This is a genomic window from Bradyrhizobium sp. McL0616, assembly GCF_049993385.1.
In the GTDB taxonomy this organism is placed as follows: domain Bacteria; phylum Pseudomonadota; class Alphaproteobacteria; order Rhizobiales; family Xanthobacteraceae; genus Bradyrhizobium.
This window is the reverse complement of the sequence record NZ_CP188255.1, coordinates 5,735,629-5,752,563: the sequence shown is the minus strand read 5'-3', so window position 1 is coordinate 5,752,563 and position 16,935 is coordinate 5,735,629. Positions and strand designations below refer to the sequence as shown.

The 16,935-nt window shown below is 64.6% G+C and carries 13 protein-coding genes; all 13 read right to left on the bottom strand.

The window, feature by feature from the left end:
• Positions 1–438 (bottom strand): SRPBCC family protein, encoded by a 438-nt coding sequence (locus tag ACPPVR_RS28005; RefSeq protein WP_426609790.1) that lies wholly within the window; start codon positions 436–438, stop codon positions 1–3.
• 10 nt (positions 439–448) lie between these two features.
• A complete protein-coding gene (locus ACPPVR_RS28000) occupies positions 449–3,355 on the bottom strand; it encodes a flotillin domain-containing protein (protein ID WP_426609789.1) in 2,907 nt (968 codons plus the stop codon).
• 26 nt (positions 3,356–3,381) lie between these two features.
• Complete coding sequence (locus ACPPVR_RS27995; RefSeq protein WP_426609788.1) at positions 3,382–4,215, bottom strand: phosphoenolpyruvate hydrolase family protein; 834 nt, start codon at positions 4,213–4,215, stop codon at positions 3,382–3,384.
• A 3-nt stretch (positions 4,216–4,218) separates the two neighbouring features.
• Positions 4,219–6,435 (bottom strand): ABC transporter permease, encoded by a 2,217-nt coding sequence (locus tag ACPPVR_RS27990; protein WP_426609787.1) that lies wholly within the window; start codon positions 6,433–6,435, stop codon positions 4,219–4,221.
• A complete protein-coding gene (locus ACPPVR_RS27985) occupies positions 6,428–7,210 on the bottom strand; it encodes an ABC transporter ATP-binding protein (RefSeq protein ID WP_426609786.1) in 783 nt (260 codons plus the stop codon). Before ACPPVR_RS27985 ends, ACPPVR_RS27990 begins: the two co-directional genes overlap by 8 nt.
• Positions 7,203–8,291 carry a branched-chain amino acid ABC transporter permease gene (locus ACPPVR_RS27980; protein ID WP_426609785.1) on the bottom strand — a complete coding sequence of 363 codons (1,089 nt, stop codon included), beginning with the start codon at positions 8,289–8,291 and terminating at the stop codon, positions 7,203–7,205. The genes ACPPVR_RS27985 and ACPPVR_RS27980 overlap by 8 nt, the downstream gene beginning before the upstream one ends.
• 1 nt (position 8,292) lies before the next feature.
• Positions 8,293–9,303, bottom strand: coding sequence for a branched-chain amino acid ABC transporter permease (locus ACPPVR_RS27975; protein WP_426609784.1), 1,011 nt, complete (start codon positions 9,301–9,303; stop codon positions 8,293–8,295).
• Positions 9,304–9,479: 176 nt separating this feature from the next.
• Positions 9,480–10,307: an AraC family transcriptional regulator gene (locus ACPPVR_RS27970; protein WP_426609783.1), complete on the bottom strand. Its 828-nt coding sequence runs from the start codon at positions 10,305–10,307 to the stop codon at positions 9,480–9,482.
• A gap of 132 nt (positions 10,308–10,439) precedes the next feature.
• Positions 10,440–11,690 (bottom strand): ABC transporter substrate-binding protein, encoded by a 1,251-nt coding sequence (locus ACPPVR_RS27965; protein WP_426609782.1) that lies wholly within the window; start codon positions 11,688–11,690, stop codon positions 10,440–10,442.
• Between the two features lie 451 nt (positions 11,691–12,141).
• Positions 12,142–13,197 (bottom strand): threonine aldolase family protein, encoded by a 1,056-nt coding sequence (locus tag ACPPVR_RS27960; protein WP_426609781.1) that lies wholly within the window; start codon positions 13,195–13,197, stop codon positions 12,142–12,144.
• A gap of 17 nt (positions 13,198–13,214) precedes the next feature.
• Entirely contained in the window at positions 13,215–14,852 is a 1,638-nt protein-coding gene (locus ACPPVR_RS27955; protein ID WP_426609780.1) for an ABC transporter permease, read from the bottom strand.
• On the bottom strand, positions 14,849–15,910 hold the full coding sequence (locus tag ACPPVR_RS27950; RefSeq protein ID WP_426609779.1) for an ABC transporter ATP-binding protein: 1,062 nt from the start codon (positions 15,908–15,910) through the stop codon (positions 14,849–14,851). The genes ACPPVR_RS27955 and ACPPVR_RS27950 overlap by 4 nt, the downstream gene beginning before the upstream one ends.
• A 3-nt stretch (positions 15,911–15,913) precedes the next feature.
• A complete protein-coding gene (locus ACPPVR_RS27945; RefSeq protein WP_426609778.1) occupies positions 15,914–16,921 on the bottom strand; it encodes an extracellular solute-binding protein in 1,008 nt (335 codons plus the stop codon).
• Positions 16,922–16,935 lie beyond the last annotated feature (14 nt).

Below are 16,935 nucleotides of genomic sequence, written 5' to 3'. Positions count from 1 at the left end.
TCAGCCTCCGAACACGCGTTTCAAGGCATCAAACCCGCCCTGGAACACGCCGCCGCCGATATTGCCGACGAGCTCCGTTTCGCGTTCCGGCGGGCAGTCGAACTCGGCGGTCCATTCCACAAAGGTCTGGTCGCCGTCGGTGACGGGCGTTAGCCGGAGCGTCGCGACGTAGTTCTCGACGCCCATCGGGGATTCCAGGATCGAGTAGGTGCAGAACATGTCGTAGTCGGAGAGGCCGAGCAGCTTCTCGCGGATGCGGTCGCCGTTGCGCAGGCGGAAATCCCTGACACAGCCGATCTTGTCCGCGGGCTCGCCGCCCTCGATCCGGCTTTCGGCGATGGCGGGATGCCAATTCGGCAGGCCGTTGAAGTCGCGCACCCGCGCCCAGACTCGGTCGTTGCGCGCATTGACGACGGTGGAGACGTAGACGCGGGGCATGGGTCAGACCTCAGCTCTTCTTCCGCGGGCCGCGTTCGGTCGGCGGTTCGCTGCCGCCTTCGGCCGCAGGCGGGGAGGCCGCCGGCTTGTCACCGCCACCGCCGCCCTTGCGCGCGGACTCCTTGATGCCCTGCATGTCGCGGGCCTCGCGGATCAGACCCGGCATCTTGGCGAGGCTTCCGCCCTCGACGCCGATGTCGGCCAGGAGTGAATCGATCAGCGGCGCCTGCACGCGGTAGCGCAGCGCCGAGTCGATCACCTCGTCGGTGGCGCTGCGGCCGCCATTGCCGCCATGGCCGTTGCCGTTGAGGCCATCGACCTGGAGGATACGGATGCCCTCGATCTTCTCCATCGGCTTGACGCTCTCGCGCACGATGCCCTCGATGCGGTCGAGCAGCTTTCGGCGGAACAGCGAGTAGCGCGCCTGGTCGGTAAGCACGTTCTCGGCCTCGTTGAGCATTCGCTGGGCCTCGGCCTCGACGGTGGCGCGGACGCGCTCGGCGTCGGCGGCAATCCGGGTCTCCTCGGCCTGCTTTTCGGCGAGCAAAATCTCCACCGTTTTTCGGCGCTTGGCGATCTCGCTCTCGCGCGCGGTGATCACACGCTCGGTGGCTTCCGTTGCATGCATCCGCGCTTCCTCGGCCGAGGCCTTGGCCGCGGACTCCTCCAGCGACTTCAGATGAATCGCAATCGCCTTCTCCATCAGGACTGTCTCGACCTCCTTCTCGCGGTTGACCTCGAGCTTGCGCAGCTCGCGTTCGCGGCCGACGCGGGCCTCGTCCAGGCCCCGGTCGGAGGCAATGCGCGCGCGCTCCACCTCCTCGCGGGAAGCGATCTCGGCCTCCTGGAGCGACTGGACGCGGGCGACCTCGAGCTGCTCGATCGAGCGGCGGCGCTCGAGGCGGGCAGTTTCCAGTGCCTGCTCGCGTGAGACGTCGGTGGTCTCGACCTCCTTGCGGGCGACGATCTCGGCCTGCCTCACCTGGCGGTCCGCGTCGATCCGCTCGGATTTCTTGGCGGAGAGCGCGATGACGCGGTCCTCGTCGGCGATCTCGATGGCCTTCTTCTGCTCGATATTGAGGACTTCGCGCTTCTTGGAGGAGTTGATCCGCTCGGCTTCGAGGGCGAGATCGACGGTAATGCGCTGGCGTTCGATAGCATCGCGCCGCTTCAGCTCGGCAGCCTCAAGCACGCCGGTCCGTTCGATTTCGAGCGAGCGCGTGTCGCGCTCTGCCTGGATGCGCTCGGCCGCGACAGCCTTCTCCTGGGCGATGCGCGCCGCCTCGATCGCCTCGCGGGAGGCGATGTCGGCTTCCTCGACGGCACGGTTGCGGGCGATCTCCAGCGCGCGGACGCGCTCCTCCTGGGCGATGCGCGAGGCCTCGGTGGTCTCGCGCGCGGCGATGCCGGCGACTTCCAGCGTCTGGTCGCGCTCGATCTCCAACTGCCGCGTGTTCTGCTCGGCGGCGATGCGCTCGGCGGCCAGCGCCCGCTCGCGGGCGATGCGGGCGGCCTCGACGGCGCGTTGGGCCTCGATCTCGGCCTCCTGAATGGTACGCACCTGATGGATCTCCAGCGCGCGGGTGCGCTCGTCGGAGGAGATGCGCTCAACATTGACGATCAACGTCTGGGCGATGCGAGCTTTTTCGGTGGCCTCGCGGGCGGCGATCTCGGCTTCGTCGACGGCGCGGGTGCGCTCGATCTCGCGGCGCCGGGTCTCTTCCTCGTTGGCGATGCGGGCGTCGGTGACGACACGGTCCTGCTGGATTCTGGCCTTCTCGATGGCCTCGCGGGCCGCGATCTCGGCTTCCTCGACGGTGCGCATCCGCTCGATTTCGCGCTGTCGGACCTCGCGTTCCGAGGCAATGCGGGTCGTGTCGATGGAGCGCTGGTTGGCGATCCTCGTTTTCTCGATGTCCTCGCGGGCCAGCAGCTCCTTCTCCTCGATGGTGCGGGTGCGCTCGATTTCCTTCTGGCGGGTCTCGCGCTCGGAGGCGATGCGGGCCTCCGCAATCGCCTGTTCATTGGCGATCCGCGAGCGCTCGATCGCCTCGCGCGCGGAGATCTGGGCCTGCTCGGCCTCGGTCTCGCGCAGCGCACGTTCTCGGGCCACTTCAGTGCGCTGGAGCGCCCGGCGCATCTCGATGTCGCGTTCCTGGTCCAAACGGGCGGTCTCGCTCTCGCGCTCGATTTCGAGCGCCTGCCGCTCGGCCTCCAGATTGCGGGTGCGGATCTTGATCATCGAGTCCTGTTCGATGTCGTTGCGCAGCTTGCGCCTCGCCTCGATGTCCTCCATCAGCTTGGTCAAGCCTTCGGCGTCAAAGCGGTTCGAGGGGTTGAAGAATTCGAGGTCGGTCTGGTCGAGATCGGTGATGGCGACGGATTCGAGTTCGAGCCCGTTCTGGGCGAGGGCTTCCGCCGCATTCGTCTTGACGCGCGCGACGTAGTCGCCGCGCCGTTCATGCATCTCCTCCATGGTCATTTCGGAGGCGACGGAGCGGATCGCCGAGATGAACTTGCCGGCCAACAGCGCGTGGAGCTGCTCCGGCTCCATGGTGCGGCGGCCGAGCGTGGCGGCCGCGATCGATACGGCCTCGCGCGTGGCCTCGACGCGAACATAGAAGTCGGCCTCGATATCGACGCGCATGCGGTCGCGGGTGATCACGGCGTCCTGCCGCGAACGCACGATGCCCATCGGCAGCACGTTCATGTTGACCGGCGTGTAGTCGTGGATGAACGGCAGCACGAAGGCGCCGCCATTGATCACCACGCGTTCGCCGAGGAAACCGGTCCGGACGAACGACACCTCCTTGGAGGAGCGGTGATAGAGCCAGTTGACGATGTAGACGCCAACCACGATCACGATGACCGCGACGATCAGCCAGAGGATGAGCTCGCCGACCAGGATCCCTGACATGTTTCTCTCCCTCGACCATTCCGGCGTTAGCGCGCGCCGATCGCCTTGAATTTGCGTACCTGTTCCGTCAAAGCCCGCTCCACCGGCAGCCGCTCCATCGAGGAGGCGCCATAGAAGCCGTGGCAGTAGCGGGTGTTCTTCATGATGAAATCGGCATCCGCGGGATCCGCGATCGGACCGCCATGGGCGAGCACCAGAATGTCGGGATTGACGCTGAGCGCGGCCGAAGCCCAGGTGTCGATGCGTGCCGGGCAGTCTTTCAGCTTGGGTGCGGTCTGCGCGCCGATGGTGCCGCCGGTGGTGAGCCCGAGATGGCAGACGACGATGTCGGCACCGGCGATCGCCATTGCGGCCGCTTCCTTCTCGCTGAAGACATAGGGCGTCGTCAGCAGGTCTTTCTCGCGCGCCTTGGCGATCATGTCGATCTCCAGCGCATAGGACATGCCCGTCTCTTCCAGATTGGCGCGGAAGACGCCGTCGATCAGGCCGACGGTCGGAAAATTCTGGACGCCGGCGAAGCCGAGCGCCTTCAACTGGTCTAGGAATACGTCCATGTCGCGGAACGGGTCGGTGCCGTTGACACCGGCGAGCACCGGCGTCTTGTGGACCACTGGCAGCACCTCTCCGGCCATCTCCAGCACGATGGCGTTGGCGTCGCCATAGGGCATGAGGCCTGCGAGCGATCCGCGGCCGGCCATGCGGTAGCGGCCGGAATTGTAGATCACGATGAGATCGACACCGCCGGCTTCCTCGCACTTGGCCGACAGTCCGGTGCCGGCGCCGCCGCCGACGATCGGCTCGCCGCGCTTCGCCATCTCGCGAAACCGTTTCAACAGTGTAGCGCGTTCAAACCGGGCCATCGGTCACCTCGCTAGTCTCCGGCGCGCCCCGGCGCGTCCGAACAGCGTTCGGAATGCGCTTACGATGGTCGAGGCGAACTCGGGATCGTTGATGTTCTGCTTGACGCGGATCAGTTGCCGGTTGCCGGTATGCCGCACCGTGCGCTCGAGCGCGCGGAACAGGGCGGCGTCGGCTTCGGGGTCCCAGAACGGCTGGCCGCGGGCATCGAGCGCGGATACGCCGCCTTCAGGCAGGAAAAAGCGCACCGGCCCATCCATCTGGTTGAGCCGCTCGCCGATCCAGTGGCCCATATGCTCGTTCTCATCGACGGTCGTCCGCATCAAGGTCACCTGCGGATTGTGGACGTGGAATTTTCGCGAGCGGTAGCGTTCGGGGATGGTCTCGGGTGCACCGAAATTGACCATATCGAGCGCGCCGACCGAGCCGATATAGGGCAGGCGGGTGCGGATGATCGCCCCGAAGCGATCGTCGGTGGCGGGAAACACGCCGCCCATCAGCAGGTCGCAGATCTCGGTCGTGGTGAGATCGATGACGCCGGCGAGCTGGCTGGAGTCGACGAGCTTTTCCATCGAGCGGCCGCCGACGCCGGTGGCGTGGAAGATGAGGCATTCAAAGTCCTCGCGCAGGTCGGCTGCGATCTTCTGCACCGCGGGCGTGGTGACGCCGAACATGGTGATCCCGACTGACGGCAAACCTGCGCTTGCGGTGCGTTCCCTGGCCTCGCGGTGACCGAGCCGCGCCTTGACCATGCCGATGATGGCATTGGCGCCGTTCGAGAGCACCGCGCGTGAGATCGAGTTGAGGCCCTGCACGTCGGTGACCGAATACATCATGGTGATGTCGGCGGGACCGACATAGGGCGCGACGTCACCCGAGGCGACCGAGGAGATGATCAGTTTGGGCACGCCGACGGCGAGGGTGCGCATTCCCGGCGCCACCAGCGATGCCGCACCAGAGCCGCCGGCCGTGATCACACCGGCGATACTGCCCTGGCGCCGGATCCAATTGGCGAACGCATCCGCCATCGCCGTCACCGCTGCGCCGCGGTCGGGGCCGAATACAGCGGAGCCGCCACGACCGTAGTTCAGTGCGATCTCTTGAGCCGACACATCGCAGGTCGCGTGCTTGCCGCTGGTGGAAACGTCAACGAGCCGCGTGCGCAATCCGCTTTCGGCGACGATGTCGCGGATGAAGCGGAGTTCCGTGCCTTTGGTATCGAGCGTGCCGACGACCAGGACCACGGGGGGCCCGGAGGACTTTGCCGTGACCGGCTCGCGCTTGCGTCGAGCGGTCCCGTCGAGGCGGGCGACCTGCGTCGACAGCGTGCGCGCGGCTGCTTCGATACGTCCGATCGGGACCGGCTCGGACCAGCGCGTCGGCGGGGTGGGATTGGAGACATAGATCCGGATTGGCCCGCTGGATCGGGCGGGCTGAGACGTCGGCTTTGGTTCGGCACCAGCTGCGGGAGCATCGATCTGGGGCTCGAGCTCGGCGTGAAGCCCAACGCCGAGCAGGCGCTGCTGCAGCTCGCGGTCGGCGGCAAGCCGCGCAGAGTCGATGATGCGGTTGATGCGGCCGTTGACCATGATCGCGACATTGCGCGAAATCGCCGTCGCGACGCCGATGTTCTGCTCGATCACGAGGACGGACAGGTCGCCGTCTTCGCTAAGCTTCAGCAGCATCTCCTCGACCTGGGCCACGATGACGGGCGCGAGCCCCTCAGTCGGCTCGTCCATGATTAGAAGGTTCGGATTGGTCAGCAGCGCACGCGAGATCGCGAGCATTTGCTGCTCGCCGCCTGAGAGCTGGCCGCCGCCATGGTCCTTGCGCTCGGCAAGCCGCGGAAAAGTGTCGTAGATGCGTTCGATCGTCCAGGCGCCGGATCGCATGCCGCCGGCGAGCCGCAAATGTTCGTCGACGCTGAGCGAGCGCCAGAGCCGGCGTCCCTGCGGCACATAGCCAACGCCGAGGCGCGCGATATGGGCTGGCGGCCGCCGTGTGATGTCCGCGCCGCGTACGCGGATCGAGCCGCCACTCACCGGAACGAGGCCCATGATCGCTTTGCACAGCGTGGTCTTGCCCATGCCGTTGCGGCCGACGACGGAGAATACGCCGGCATCGAGCGAGAGGTCGACGCCTTGCAGCGCGTGCGAATGGCCGTAATAGACGTCGAGGCCCCGGACCTCCAGCGCCGCGGCGGAGCGACCGACCTCATTCATGACCGCCTCCGAGATAAAGTTCCTGCACCTCGGGGTCGGACTGGATCTCCTGCGGCAGGCCCTCCTTGAAGATGCGGCCGTTGTGCATCATCGTGACGCTCTCGACGACGCGCAGCGCAACATCCATGTCGTGCTCGATGATGATGTAGCCGATATGCGCCGGCAGCGAGGTCAGGATCTCGACCAGCTCGGCCCGCTCGGTCGGCGAGAGGCCAGCGGCCGGCTCGTCGAACAGTACGAAGCGGGGGGCGCCCGCGAGCGCCAGCGCGATCTCGAGTTGGCGCTGCTGGCCATGCGCGAGCTCGGCGACGCACCGGTCCTTCACTGCGGTCAGATGCACGGCCTGGACCAGACTGTCGGCGGCATGCACCAGGGCGTCGTTCTGCGCGGGACGCAGGAACGAGAAGCGTCCGCGCGAGACCCCGCGGCAGGCGAGGTAGACGTTGTCCTGCACGGTAAGGCCGGGGAACAGCGCGGAAATCTGATACGTTCGCCTGAGACCACGGCGGATGCGCTCATAAGGCGGGAAGTGTGTGATGTCCTCGCCGAAGAAGCGGATGGTGCCGGAGGAAGGTGGAAAATCGCCGGTGATGCAATTGAACAGCGTCGTCTTGCCGGCGCCGTTGGATCCGAGCACCGCGCGCCGTTCGCCAGGGCGCACGGTGATGGTGACGTCGGTCAGCGCCGCCAGCGCGCCGAACAGCCGGGTGACGCCGCGCAGCTCCAGTGCCGCACCGGTGCCGACGGCCGAGAGGCGTTGTGCGACGCTATCCATGGCCGCGCCCTCCGCCCGGGCGGTCGATCCGGGGACGATGGCTCTGGCGCCAGCGCTGCCACAGGCCGATCACGCCATCCGACGACCAGAACACGATGGCGAGGAAGCCGAGGCCGATCAGCAGCCGGAAACGGTTGCCGTCGAGCCCGATCTTGACCAGGAAATCGAGCGCGAAGGTGCGCAGGAGAACGAAGACCAGCGCGCCGATATACGGACCGATCGGCCGCGTGATGCCGCCGACGACGGCGATGATGAGGACGTCGATGCAGGCGCCGACGCTGACCGAGCCCGGCGAGATCTGGCGGTAGTTCCAGACCTGGAGCACGCCGGCCAGGCCCGCGATGAAGGAGGCCACCGCATAGGCCGCGACGCGGTGGGCATTGACGTTGAAGCCGAGTGCCGCCATGCGGCGTGGATTGTCGCGCACGCCCTGGAGCGCGAGGCCGAACGGAGCGCGAGAGATGTAGTCAACGGCGAAATAGCAAAGCGCGGCGACCGCGAGTACGATGTAGTAGAAGGGAATATCCCAGCGCCAGTCGACGCCCCAGAAATGCGGCGTCCCGACATTGTTGATTCCGGTATGGCCGTTGAAGATCGCCCAGTTCTGGTTGGTGAAATAGTAGAACGCGGCGCCGATCGCGAGCGTGATCATGATGGTGTAGATGCCCTCGGTCCGCACCGCGAGCGCGCCGCCGAGCGTGCCGAAGATCGTCGCGAGCGTCAGCGCCATCGGCACCGCCAGCCACCACGGCCAGCCGAGGCTGATATTGGCGTTGCCGCTGACGCCGAACACTGCGACCATGTAGGCGGCAAAACCCGCGATCGTGAGCTGCATCAGGCTGACCATGCCGCCATAACCGGCGAGAAACATGAGGCTGAGCGCGATGGTGCCGAGGATCAGGGTCGTTGCAAAGATCTCGATCAGGAAGAAGCCATTGGCGATCAGCGGCATGATCACGAGGATGATCGCCACAATCCAGGCCGCAGGATTGTTGATGTCGGGCCAGCTGCGCGCGGCCGGACGCTGTGCCGTTGAGACGGGCTTGTGAACCTGAACACGGGCATCGTGGGTGACGGACATGTCAGCGCCTCGCCAGGAGGCCCTGCGGCCGAAGCGCCAGCACCAACACCATGATCAGGAACGTCACGACGATGGCGTAGGTTGGGATGTAGACCGAGCCGAGCTGCTCGGCGAGACCGATAATCAATGCGCCGAGCGCGGCTCCGGGAATCGAGCCCATGCCGCCAACGATCACGACGACGAGCGAGGCGAGCAGGAAGCGGATGTCTTCGCCCGGGGAGAGCGATTGGAAGGTGCCACCGACGACGCCCGCAATGCCGGCAAGCCCAGCGCCGAGCGCGAAGACCAGCACGAAGACAACCTGGATACGCACGCCGGTCGCGGCGAGAATGTCCCGATCATCCACGCCGGCACGGATGATCATGCCGATCCGGGTGCGGTTGAGCGCGAGCCACATCGCGATGCCGATGATCACGGACGCCAGGAAGATCACGAGCCGGACCAGCGGATAGCGCAGGTAAACCGGTTCGCCCGAGGATTTCACCGCGGTGATCAGCGGCAGATCGATCGGTCCGATCAGCCAAGTCGGTGTCTGGATCTGGTAGAAGTCGCCGCCGCACGCCCACAGCATGAGATCGGCGAACACGATCGAGAGCCCGATCGTCACCATGGTCTGTCGAAGATCCTGGCCCTCCATCCGGCGGAAGACGAGAACCTGAAGCAGCACGCCGACCAGCGCCGTCAGGATGAAGGCAATGATGAAAGAGAGGATCCAGGAGCCGGTCGAGGCGCTGATGGCGTAGCCGACATAGCCGCCGAACAGATAGAGCGAGCCGTGCGCGAGATTGACGTTGCGCATCAGGCCAAAGATCAGCGTGAAGCCGCTGGCGACGAGGAAATAGAGCCCGCCAAGCGTGACGCCATTGAAGAGCGCGTTGAGAAAGACGCGCTTGCGCCCGATTGCCTCTTCAAGGCCGGGCGGCCATACCGCGAAGATCAGCCACAGCGCCACCGCGATCGCGATGATGATAATCAGCGCCCATGCGGGATGCCGCTCGACAAAGCGGGTCATAGCTTCACCTCGTCTCCCTTGCGGGCGAGGTCGCACGCAGACCGTTGCCGGCCGCAGGCCCTGCCATGAACGTACGCTCCCTATCGACCGCGCTCCTCTTGGCGGGATCGCGTTCCGCACATCCTAATGGGGCTTGCAGGGGCGCACTTGATCGTGAGTATCTTTTCGCGTGCCCGTCAGGCGCGCAAAACCTTGGCCGCGCGACGATAATCGGTCGGAGCCATGCCGACATTGGCGGCAAAGAAACGGGTGAAGCCGCTCTGCGATGAGAAGCCGAGATCGAAGCCGATATCGGCGATTGGTGCATCGCTCGCCACCAACGCTTCCAATGCCTGCTCCATCATCAGCGTGTTGAGATAGAGATGTGGCGTGACGCCGGTCTGGGTACGGAACAGCCGGTAGAAGTGCGGTCGCGACAGGCCGGATTCGCGCGCGATGGTATCGAGCTCAACCTCGGCACCGGGACTCTCCGACATCATCTTGATGCACTTGCGCACGCGAAAATCAGTGACGGAACCGCTCGCGCGCGGATCGGGCGCGGTCTCGGCCTGCTGCCAGCTTTCGTCGTAGCAGACGTCGATCAGACTTCTCAGCTCGCCGTCGAGGCTACTCAGCGAGGGTGCGCCGCACACGAGGGCGGCTGCGTGCCTGATATGCTTGTCCAGTGCGGCCGACCGCGTGAACTGGGTACGGCCGAAGCGCAGGCGGTCAGCGCCCGGTGCATCGGGCGCGAACCACTCCGCATTGACATAGAGCACAAAAAAGACAGCGCCTCCGTCGAGATCTGACGGCAGGAAATTATGCGGCTCCCATGGATTGATCGCGACGACGGAACCTTCGGTGAGCTCGTAACGTCCGTCGTTGACATCGATGCATGCGGGACGCCCGCCGACATGGAAGATCAGATGACCTTCGCGATGTGCGTGGATGTTGAAAGGGCGGTTCAACTGATAGACCGTCGCCCGGCCGAAGCGGCCGTGGAAGACGGCGAGCGCCCGGCTCATGCCTTCTCTCCCAGAAGCTCTCGTCTTTTTTTGATAGCGTTCAACAACCGGGGAGAGAATGCAAGGGCGCACGTGTCGCGCTCATTGCAAATCTCTCCCCGGTAAAGTCATCACGCCGCGGACGCGACTACGTCAGTACTTCTTACATTCCGGTACTGTACGACTGGGCAAACCGATCTTGGCGAACACCGCGGGGTCGTAGCCCAGCGTCTGGTTGACGTTCGGGATCACCTTCACAACCTTCGAGAACAGCGCGCCCTTGCCGTCGTCGACGACCTCGGTGACGAAGTTGGTGCCGATTGCCTGGCGGTTGGCGTCGAGCTTGATCTTGCCGTTGGGCGCGTCGAGCTCGATCTTCGCCAGCGCGGCCTTGTACTTGGACTGGTTGTCGCTGAGATCGCCGTTGACCTGGCGTAACGCCAGGATCAGCGCCATGGTCGAGCCGTAATAGTTGGTAGCGAGCAGCGAGGGGCTCGGGAAGCGCTTGTTGGGCGGGAAGGCGTCTTGATAGTCCTTCACGAACTTCTGCCAACCCGGATCCTCCCAGGTGTCGGCCTGGCCGCTCGCGGCCAGCGTGCCGACCAGCGCGTTCTTGGCGTTGCCCTTGGACGACAGGATGGTCTGGTCGATCATGATCGAGCCGCCCATCAGATGCGCCTTGCCGCCGGCCTGCTGGTATTGGTTGAGGAAGTTGACGGCGTCGGCGCCGCCGAGGCCGAGATAGATCGCGTCGACATCGTCGGGCAGGGCGGCGATGACCGAGGCAAAGTCCTTGGTGCCGAGCGGCACCCATTGCCGGTTGGTGACCTGTCCACCGGCGCCGCAGAACTCGAGCACGAGACCGAACACCTGGGTGTAGATGAAGGAATAGTCCTCGCCGACGGTCGCGATCTTGCGATACTTCTTCTCCTCATAGGCGTATTTGCCGAGGCCCACCTGCCACTGCGCGCCGTCCATGTTGTAGCGGAAGAAGTTCGGGGCCGGATCGACATAGGTCGTTTCCTGGGCGCCGGAGGCCGCGTTGATGAAGGTCAGCTCCGGATGGGTCTTCGCAAAATTCTTGACAGCAATGCCCTCGTCGCCTGACAGCGGTGACAGCAGGATCTGCACCTTGTCCTGCTCGATCAGTTTTCGCACGGCGCGGACGGCCGAGTCGGGCGTCGCGTCAGTCGAGGCAATGACGAATTCGAGTTCCTTGTCGCCGACCTTCTTGCCGAGCACGTTGAGTGCCGTCTGGAAGCCGCGGATGCCGTCCTCGCCGAGCACGGTGTAGGTGCCTTCGAGCGTCGCGGTGACGCCGACCTTGATCTTCTCCTGTGCGAAGGCGGTGCCCGAAAGTAACAGGCTGCTCAACGCGATCAGTCCTAGACTGCCTTTCAACATTGCTCTCCTCCCTGGGGCGTCGTTGTTTTTCACCGCACCCTCCCGAATCGCCGCGCGGTGCGGCGTTTTGGCAAGCGAGCAGTTCTTGGGATGGAAGCTAACCGAACTCGGATGCAACGCATGCGTCGCAGCCATGCACGGCTTAACGGGCAGTCTCATTTTGAATGGTGCGTCGCAAATCGTTCCGCGGTGCAATAAGCGTTGCTACGCAAGCAATTTGAATTGTGCGCGGGGACGTGGTGAAGCGCGATGATCGGCGGAGCCGAGGGCGGAGCTTCGGATTTCTACTGACCTCTACAGAGTTTAGGCGGCCCTGGAGAGGGACGAAAGCAAGCTGTCGATATCCTTGCGGCCGACCATCATGTCGCCGAAGGGTAGGCTAAAGTCGGTGGAAGCTATTCGCACGCGGATGCGCTTGATTGCCTCTTCTCTCTTTAGCGCTGACTGGCTTTCAGCTTTCTCTGATCGCGCGATGGACGAGTGCGATGACATCGTCCGCATCCTGTTCGGTGCTATCAAAGCGGGCCACGAACCGGATCACCTCTTGGCCTCGTCGTGCGAATTGCAACCCGCTCGCTGCAAGCCTGTTGACGACCAAAGCGGGCAGGTTGATGAAAACCAGATTGGCTTCCACAGGCGCAACGAGCCGAACGCCGGGCAGCGTAGCGAGGCCCCCTCCAAGACGAGCGGCCACGGCATTGGCCTTCGCCGCGAGCCGTAGATAAAGGCGATCCTCGATGTAAGCGAGCAACTGTGCAGACGCATAGCGCATCTTCGACCAGGTCTGGCCGGCGCGGCGAAGTCGATAGGACAAGGGTTCAACGAGGTCCCGGTCGAAGACCACAATCGCATCCGCCGACATCGCGCCGTTCTTGGTCGCTCCGAAGGACAGGATGTCGACGCCGGCTCGCCAGGTCATGTCGGCTGGGCTGCAGCCGAGCCGTGCCAGCCCGTTGGCGAACCGGGCGCCATCCATATGCACCGACAGATTCCTGTCGCGGGCAATTGCGCTGATCTCGGCGATCTCAGCGAGAGAGTAGATAGTGCCAAATTCGCTGGCCTGAGTGATCGACACCGCATCGGGTTGCGAGCGATTACGGACTCCCCAAGCCGTCCCGGCGAGCGCCTCACGCAGGATCGACGGCTCGATCCGAAAGTGCCGGCCGGGCAGCGTGAGGAGCTTCGCGCCGCCTGTGAAGGCTTCGGTCGCGCCGCCTTCCGCGGTGTGGACATGCGCTTCCTCGTGGCAATAGATGGCTCCGTATGGCCGCGCGCAGGCCGCAAGTGACAGGGCATTGGCCGCCGTGCCGGTCGCGACCGGGAATACCGTGACTTCGGTCTCGAACAGCGTCGAGAAGCGATGGTTCAACAATTTCGAATAATCGTCGTCGCCGTAAGAGGCAACCGGGCCGCGATTGGCCTCGGTAATCGCCTGCAATATCTCAGGGCTGACCGGCGCGACGTTGTCGCTGCGGAAGTTCGGTAGCGGCCGGGTTGGTTCGTTCATGCGGTCCTGTCCTGCGGTCATATCACGGTTGTTTGCTGCCGGTTCAAGCGCCGGTTGATCAGAAGCAACGGGATTGCGGTGACGAGGATGAGCACCGAGGCTGCAGCAGCCGCAAGCCCCGCGCCCGTCCCCTCGATGGCATGGTACATGACCACGGTCGTGGTGACCCAGCCGCTCGCGTAGAGCACGATGGTCGCGCTCAACTCGGATGCCGCGGTGATCCAGACGAGCACCAGCCCGCCGACAAGGCCGCTCGCCATCAACGGCACCGTCAAGGTCGCGAAGGTCGTGGTCGGCGAAACCCCGAGATTGATCGAGGCTTCCTCGAGCGAGGGATCGAGCTGATGCACGATGGCCGAGGACGACCGGATCGCGAAGGGCAGCTTGCGGACGACATAGGCGATGACCAGGATCAGCCAGCCGCCCGTCAAAATCAAAGGACCGCTGTTGAAAGCGATGATGAGCCCGATCGCCAGGATCGTACCGGAGACCGCAAACGGCACCATGCCGACGAAGTCGAGTAACCCTGACAGGCGGGAACGATGCCGGGCCACGACATAGCCGATCGGAGCACCGATCAGCATGGTCGCGGCGGCCGCGATGCTGGCGAGTGTCAGCGTGTTGAGCAGCGGCCGGTAGGAGCCCGACAGCAGGGTGGCGTAATTGCTCAATCCAAGTTCCCAGGTCAGGACGGGGCCGCGGAAGCGCAGGACGGAGACCATCAATACGGCTGCGAAAGGCAGCAGCGAGGCGATGACGATGCCCCAACTCAGGATCGTAGCCGCAAGGCGCAGTCCTGGCGTCAATGGCAGCTTCGCGGGCGCGCTGCGGGCACTGGTCGAGAAACGGCGCTTGCCGAGATAGTGCCGCTGAACGAGAAGGGTGAGCGCCGTGCAGGCGATCAGGAGCACGCTGAGCGCGCCCGCCGCAGCGGGGTTGGCGTCAGACTCCCCAGCGAACAGCTTGAAGATGTCGACGGCAAGGAACGGCCGGTCTTCGGCCAGTACCGCCGGCACGCCGAAATTCTCCAGTGCCTCGATGAAGACCAATAGTCCCCCGGCCAGGATCGCCGGCATCACGATCGGCAGCAACACGGTGCGGATCACATAGGGCCGTGAACCGCCGAGATTGCGGGCTGCCTCTTCCATCGATGCGTCGACTGCCTGGAAGCCGGCCAGGACCGGCATGACCACGTACGGATAGAGCGTCAAAGTGAATACGATGACGATGCCGGGTAGGCCGTAGATCGAGCCGATCGGGATGCCGATTCCTCGCAAAGCCGTGGTGACGACGCCGGCATGGCCGAACAGCAACACGAGAGCGTAGGCGCTGACGAACGAGGGGAGGACCAGCGGCAGAGTCGCAAGCGTAAGGAGGAGCGCGCGGCCTGGTACGTCGATCCGGGCGAGGCAGAAGGCGAGCGGGATGCCGATGGCGCATGCGAAGACGGTCGCAAGCGTGGCTGCGAGCAGGCTGTTGCCAATGCTGCCGAGATAGTAGCGGCTCTTTACAATCGCTGCGTAGTTCCCAAGTGTCAGGCCACCCGTACCGTCGATCCGTATACTCGCATCGAGGACGAGCGCCAGCGGGTAGAGCAGAAAAATCGCGAGCAGCACCAGAGCTGTCAGCGTCACAATGGTGGCGAAGCGTTTCATGGCGATGGAAACGCCATGATCTGGGCCGGGTCGTAGGCGAGGGTGAGCGATGCGCCAGGCAAGACATCGAATGCTTGCCCGCCGAGCGAGGAGATCCGAATCTGGGTGCCGTCAGGCAGGGTTGCGTGAAGACGCTGCACTGGGCCCAGAAATTCACGCAGCGCCAGGCGGGCCTGAATGCGTGGGCCGTCGGAGCCGTCTCCCAGCCGCAACGCCTCCGGCCTTAGCGACAGCAGGACCGGTGCGCCGGGAGAGGCGATCTCGCCCCTGACCGCGAACTCTGTTCCGGCTGCCGCGACCTGCGTGTTGTGGCCGTCGAAAGCTCCCGCAATGCCCGGTACCATATTGGTCGAGCCGAGGAACTCGGCTACGAAGGCGGTCTGCGGCATTCGATAGATGCGTTCGGGGGTGTCGACTTGCTCGACCTTGCCGTGACGTAACACGGCAATGCGGTCGGAAATGGCGAGAGCCTCTTCCTGATCATGCGTGACGTAGATCGCGGTCAGACCGAGCGCTTGCTGCAGCTGCCGGATCTCAATCCGCATTTCAGTGCGCAGCTGTGCGTCGAGATTGGACAGGGGCTCGTCGAACAGGAGCACCGCGGGTTCGATCACGAGCGCGCGTGCGATTGCCACGCGTTGTAGCTGACCGCCCGAGAGCTGGTGCGGTGAGCGTGGACCGTAGCCGGCGAGACGCACCCGATCGAGTGCCTTGTCGACACGCGACTTGATCTCGGCGGCCGGGACGTTCCTGGCCTTCAGCCCGTAAGCTACGTTTCCGGCGACGGTGTGGTTCGGGAAGATCGCGTAGTTCTGAAACACCATGCCGATGTCGCGCCGATGTGCGGGCAGGCTATCGATGCGTCGCTCGTCAAAGGAAATGGAGCCGGATTCGACGTCGGCAAAGCCGGCGATCATGCGCAGCAGCGTCGTCTTCCCGCAGCCCGAAGGCCCGAGCAGCGTAAACAGCTCGCCATGCTCGATGACGAGCGAGATGTCGTCCACGGCCCGCACCGTGCCGAAGGTGCGGATCAGGTTTTCGATCCGGATCGTGGTCATGGGTTAGCGCGTATTCTGGATCGTGGTCTTCAGCCGCGCGAGGGTCTCACGCCGGGCCGCTTCCCATTTGCCATCGTCGTAGGGCAGCACCTTAATGACCGCGAAGGGCGGCATGCCGGCTGCGAGGGCATCGAGTTCAATGTCCTGACGGGCAGGGCGCCGGAAGGTCGCCTTGAGTAACATCTCCTGGACCTCCTTGCTGGCCAGATAGTCAACGAGCTTTTTGGCCGGCTCGGGGTTCGGTCCGCCTTTCAGGACAGCCGCGCCTTCGACGCCCGCATATGTGCCCTCGGCCGGATAGACGACGCCCACCGGCGCACCATTATGGGCCCACAGGAAGCCGGCATATTCGAGGGTGACGCCAAGCGGATACTCGCCGCTGCCAATCCCGTCGAAGACCTGGGTCGAGCGGTTGAGGACCTTCGCATTCCCAAGCAGCTCGCCCATCTTCGTCCAGCCCGCGTCTGCCTCGCCCCACAGCGAGAGCAGCGTGGTGGCGGCCGCATACGAGAATCCGGAATTGGCCGGGTCGGTAAAGGCGAGCTTGCCCTTCCATTTCGGATCGAGGAGATCGACCCAGGATTTGGGCCCGCCGGCATTGTCGATCGCCTTCGTGTTCTGGCCGATCACAACGACCTGGATGTTCGTGCCCAGCCAGAGATCATTGGGATCGCGGAATTGGGCAGGCACGGCTTCGCGTCCCTTGGCCGGGTAGGCCTGAAGGTAGGGACTGGCCAGCCGCAGGATTGTCGCACTGACACCCCAGATCACGTCGCCTTGCGGATTGGCGGCCTCGGAGGCAACCCGGCGCACAAGGACGCCTGATCCGGTCGAGACCACGTCGACCTTGATTCCAGTCGCCTTGGCGAAGCCGTCGCTGACAAGCTTGTTCACGGTGTCGTCGTTGGCCGAATAGAGCACGACGTTCTGCTGGGCCCATGCCGACTCGGCTGCGAGGAGCGAAGCCACGAGCGTCAGTGCTCGGACGAGGACGGAGGCAGGACATCTCATCGTGGTTCGCCCTT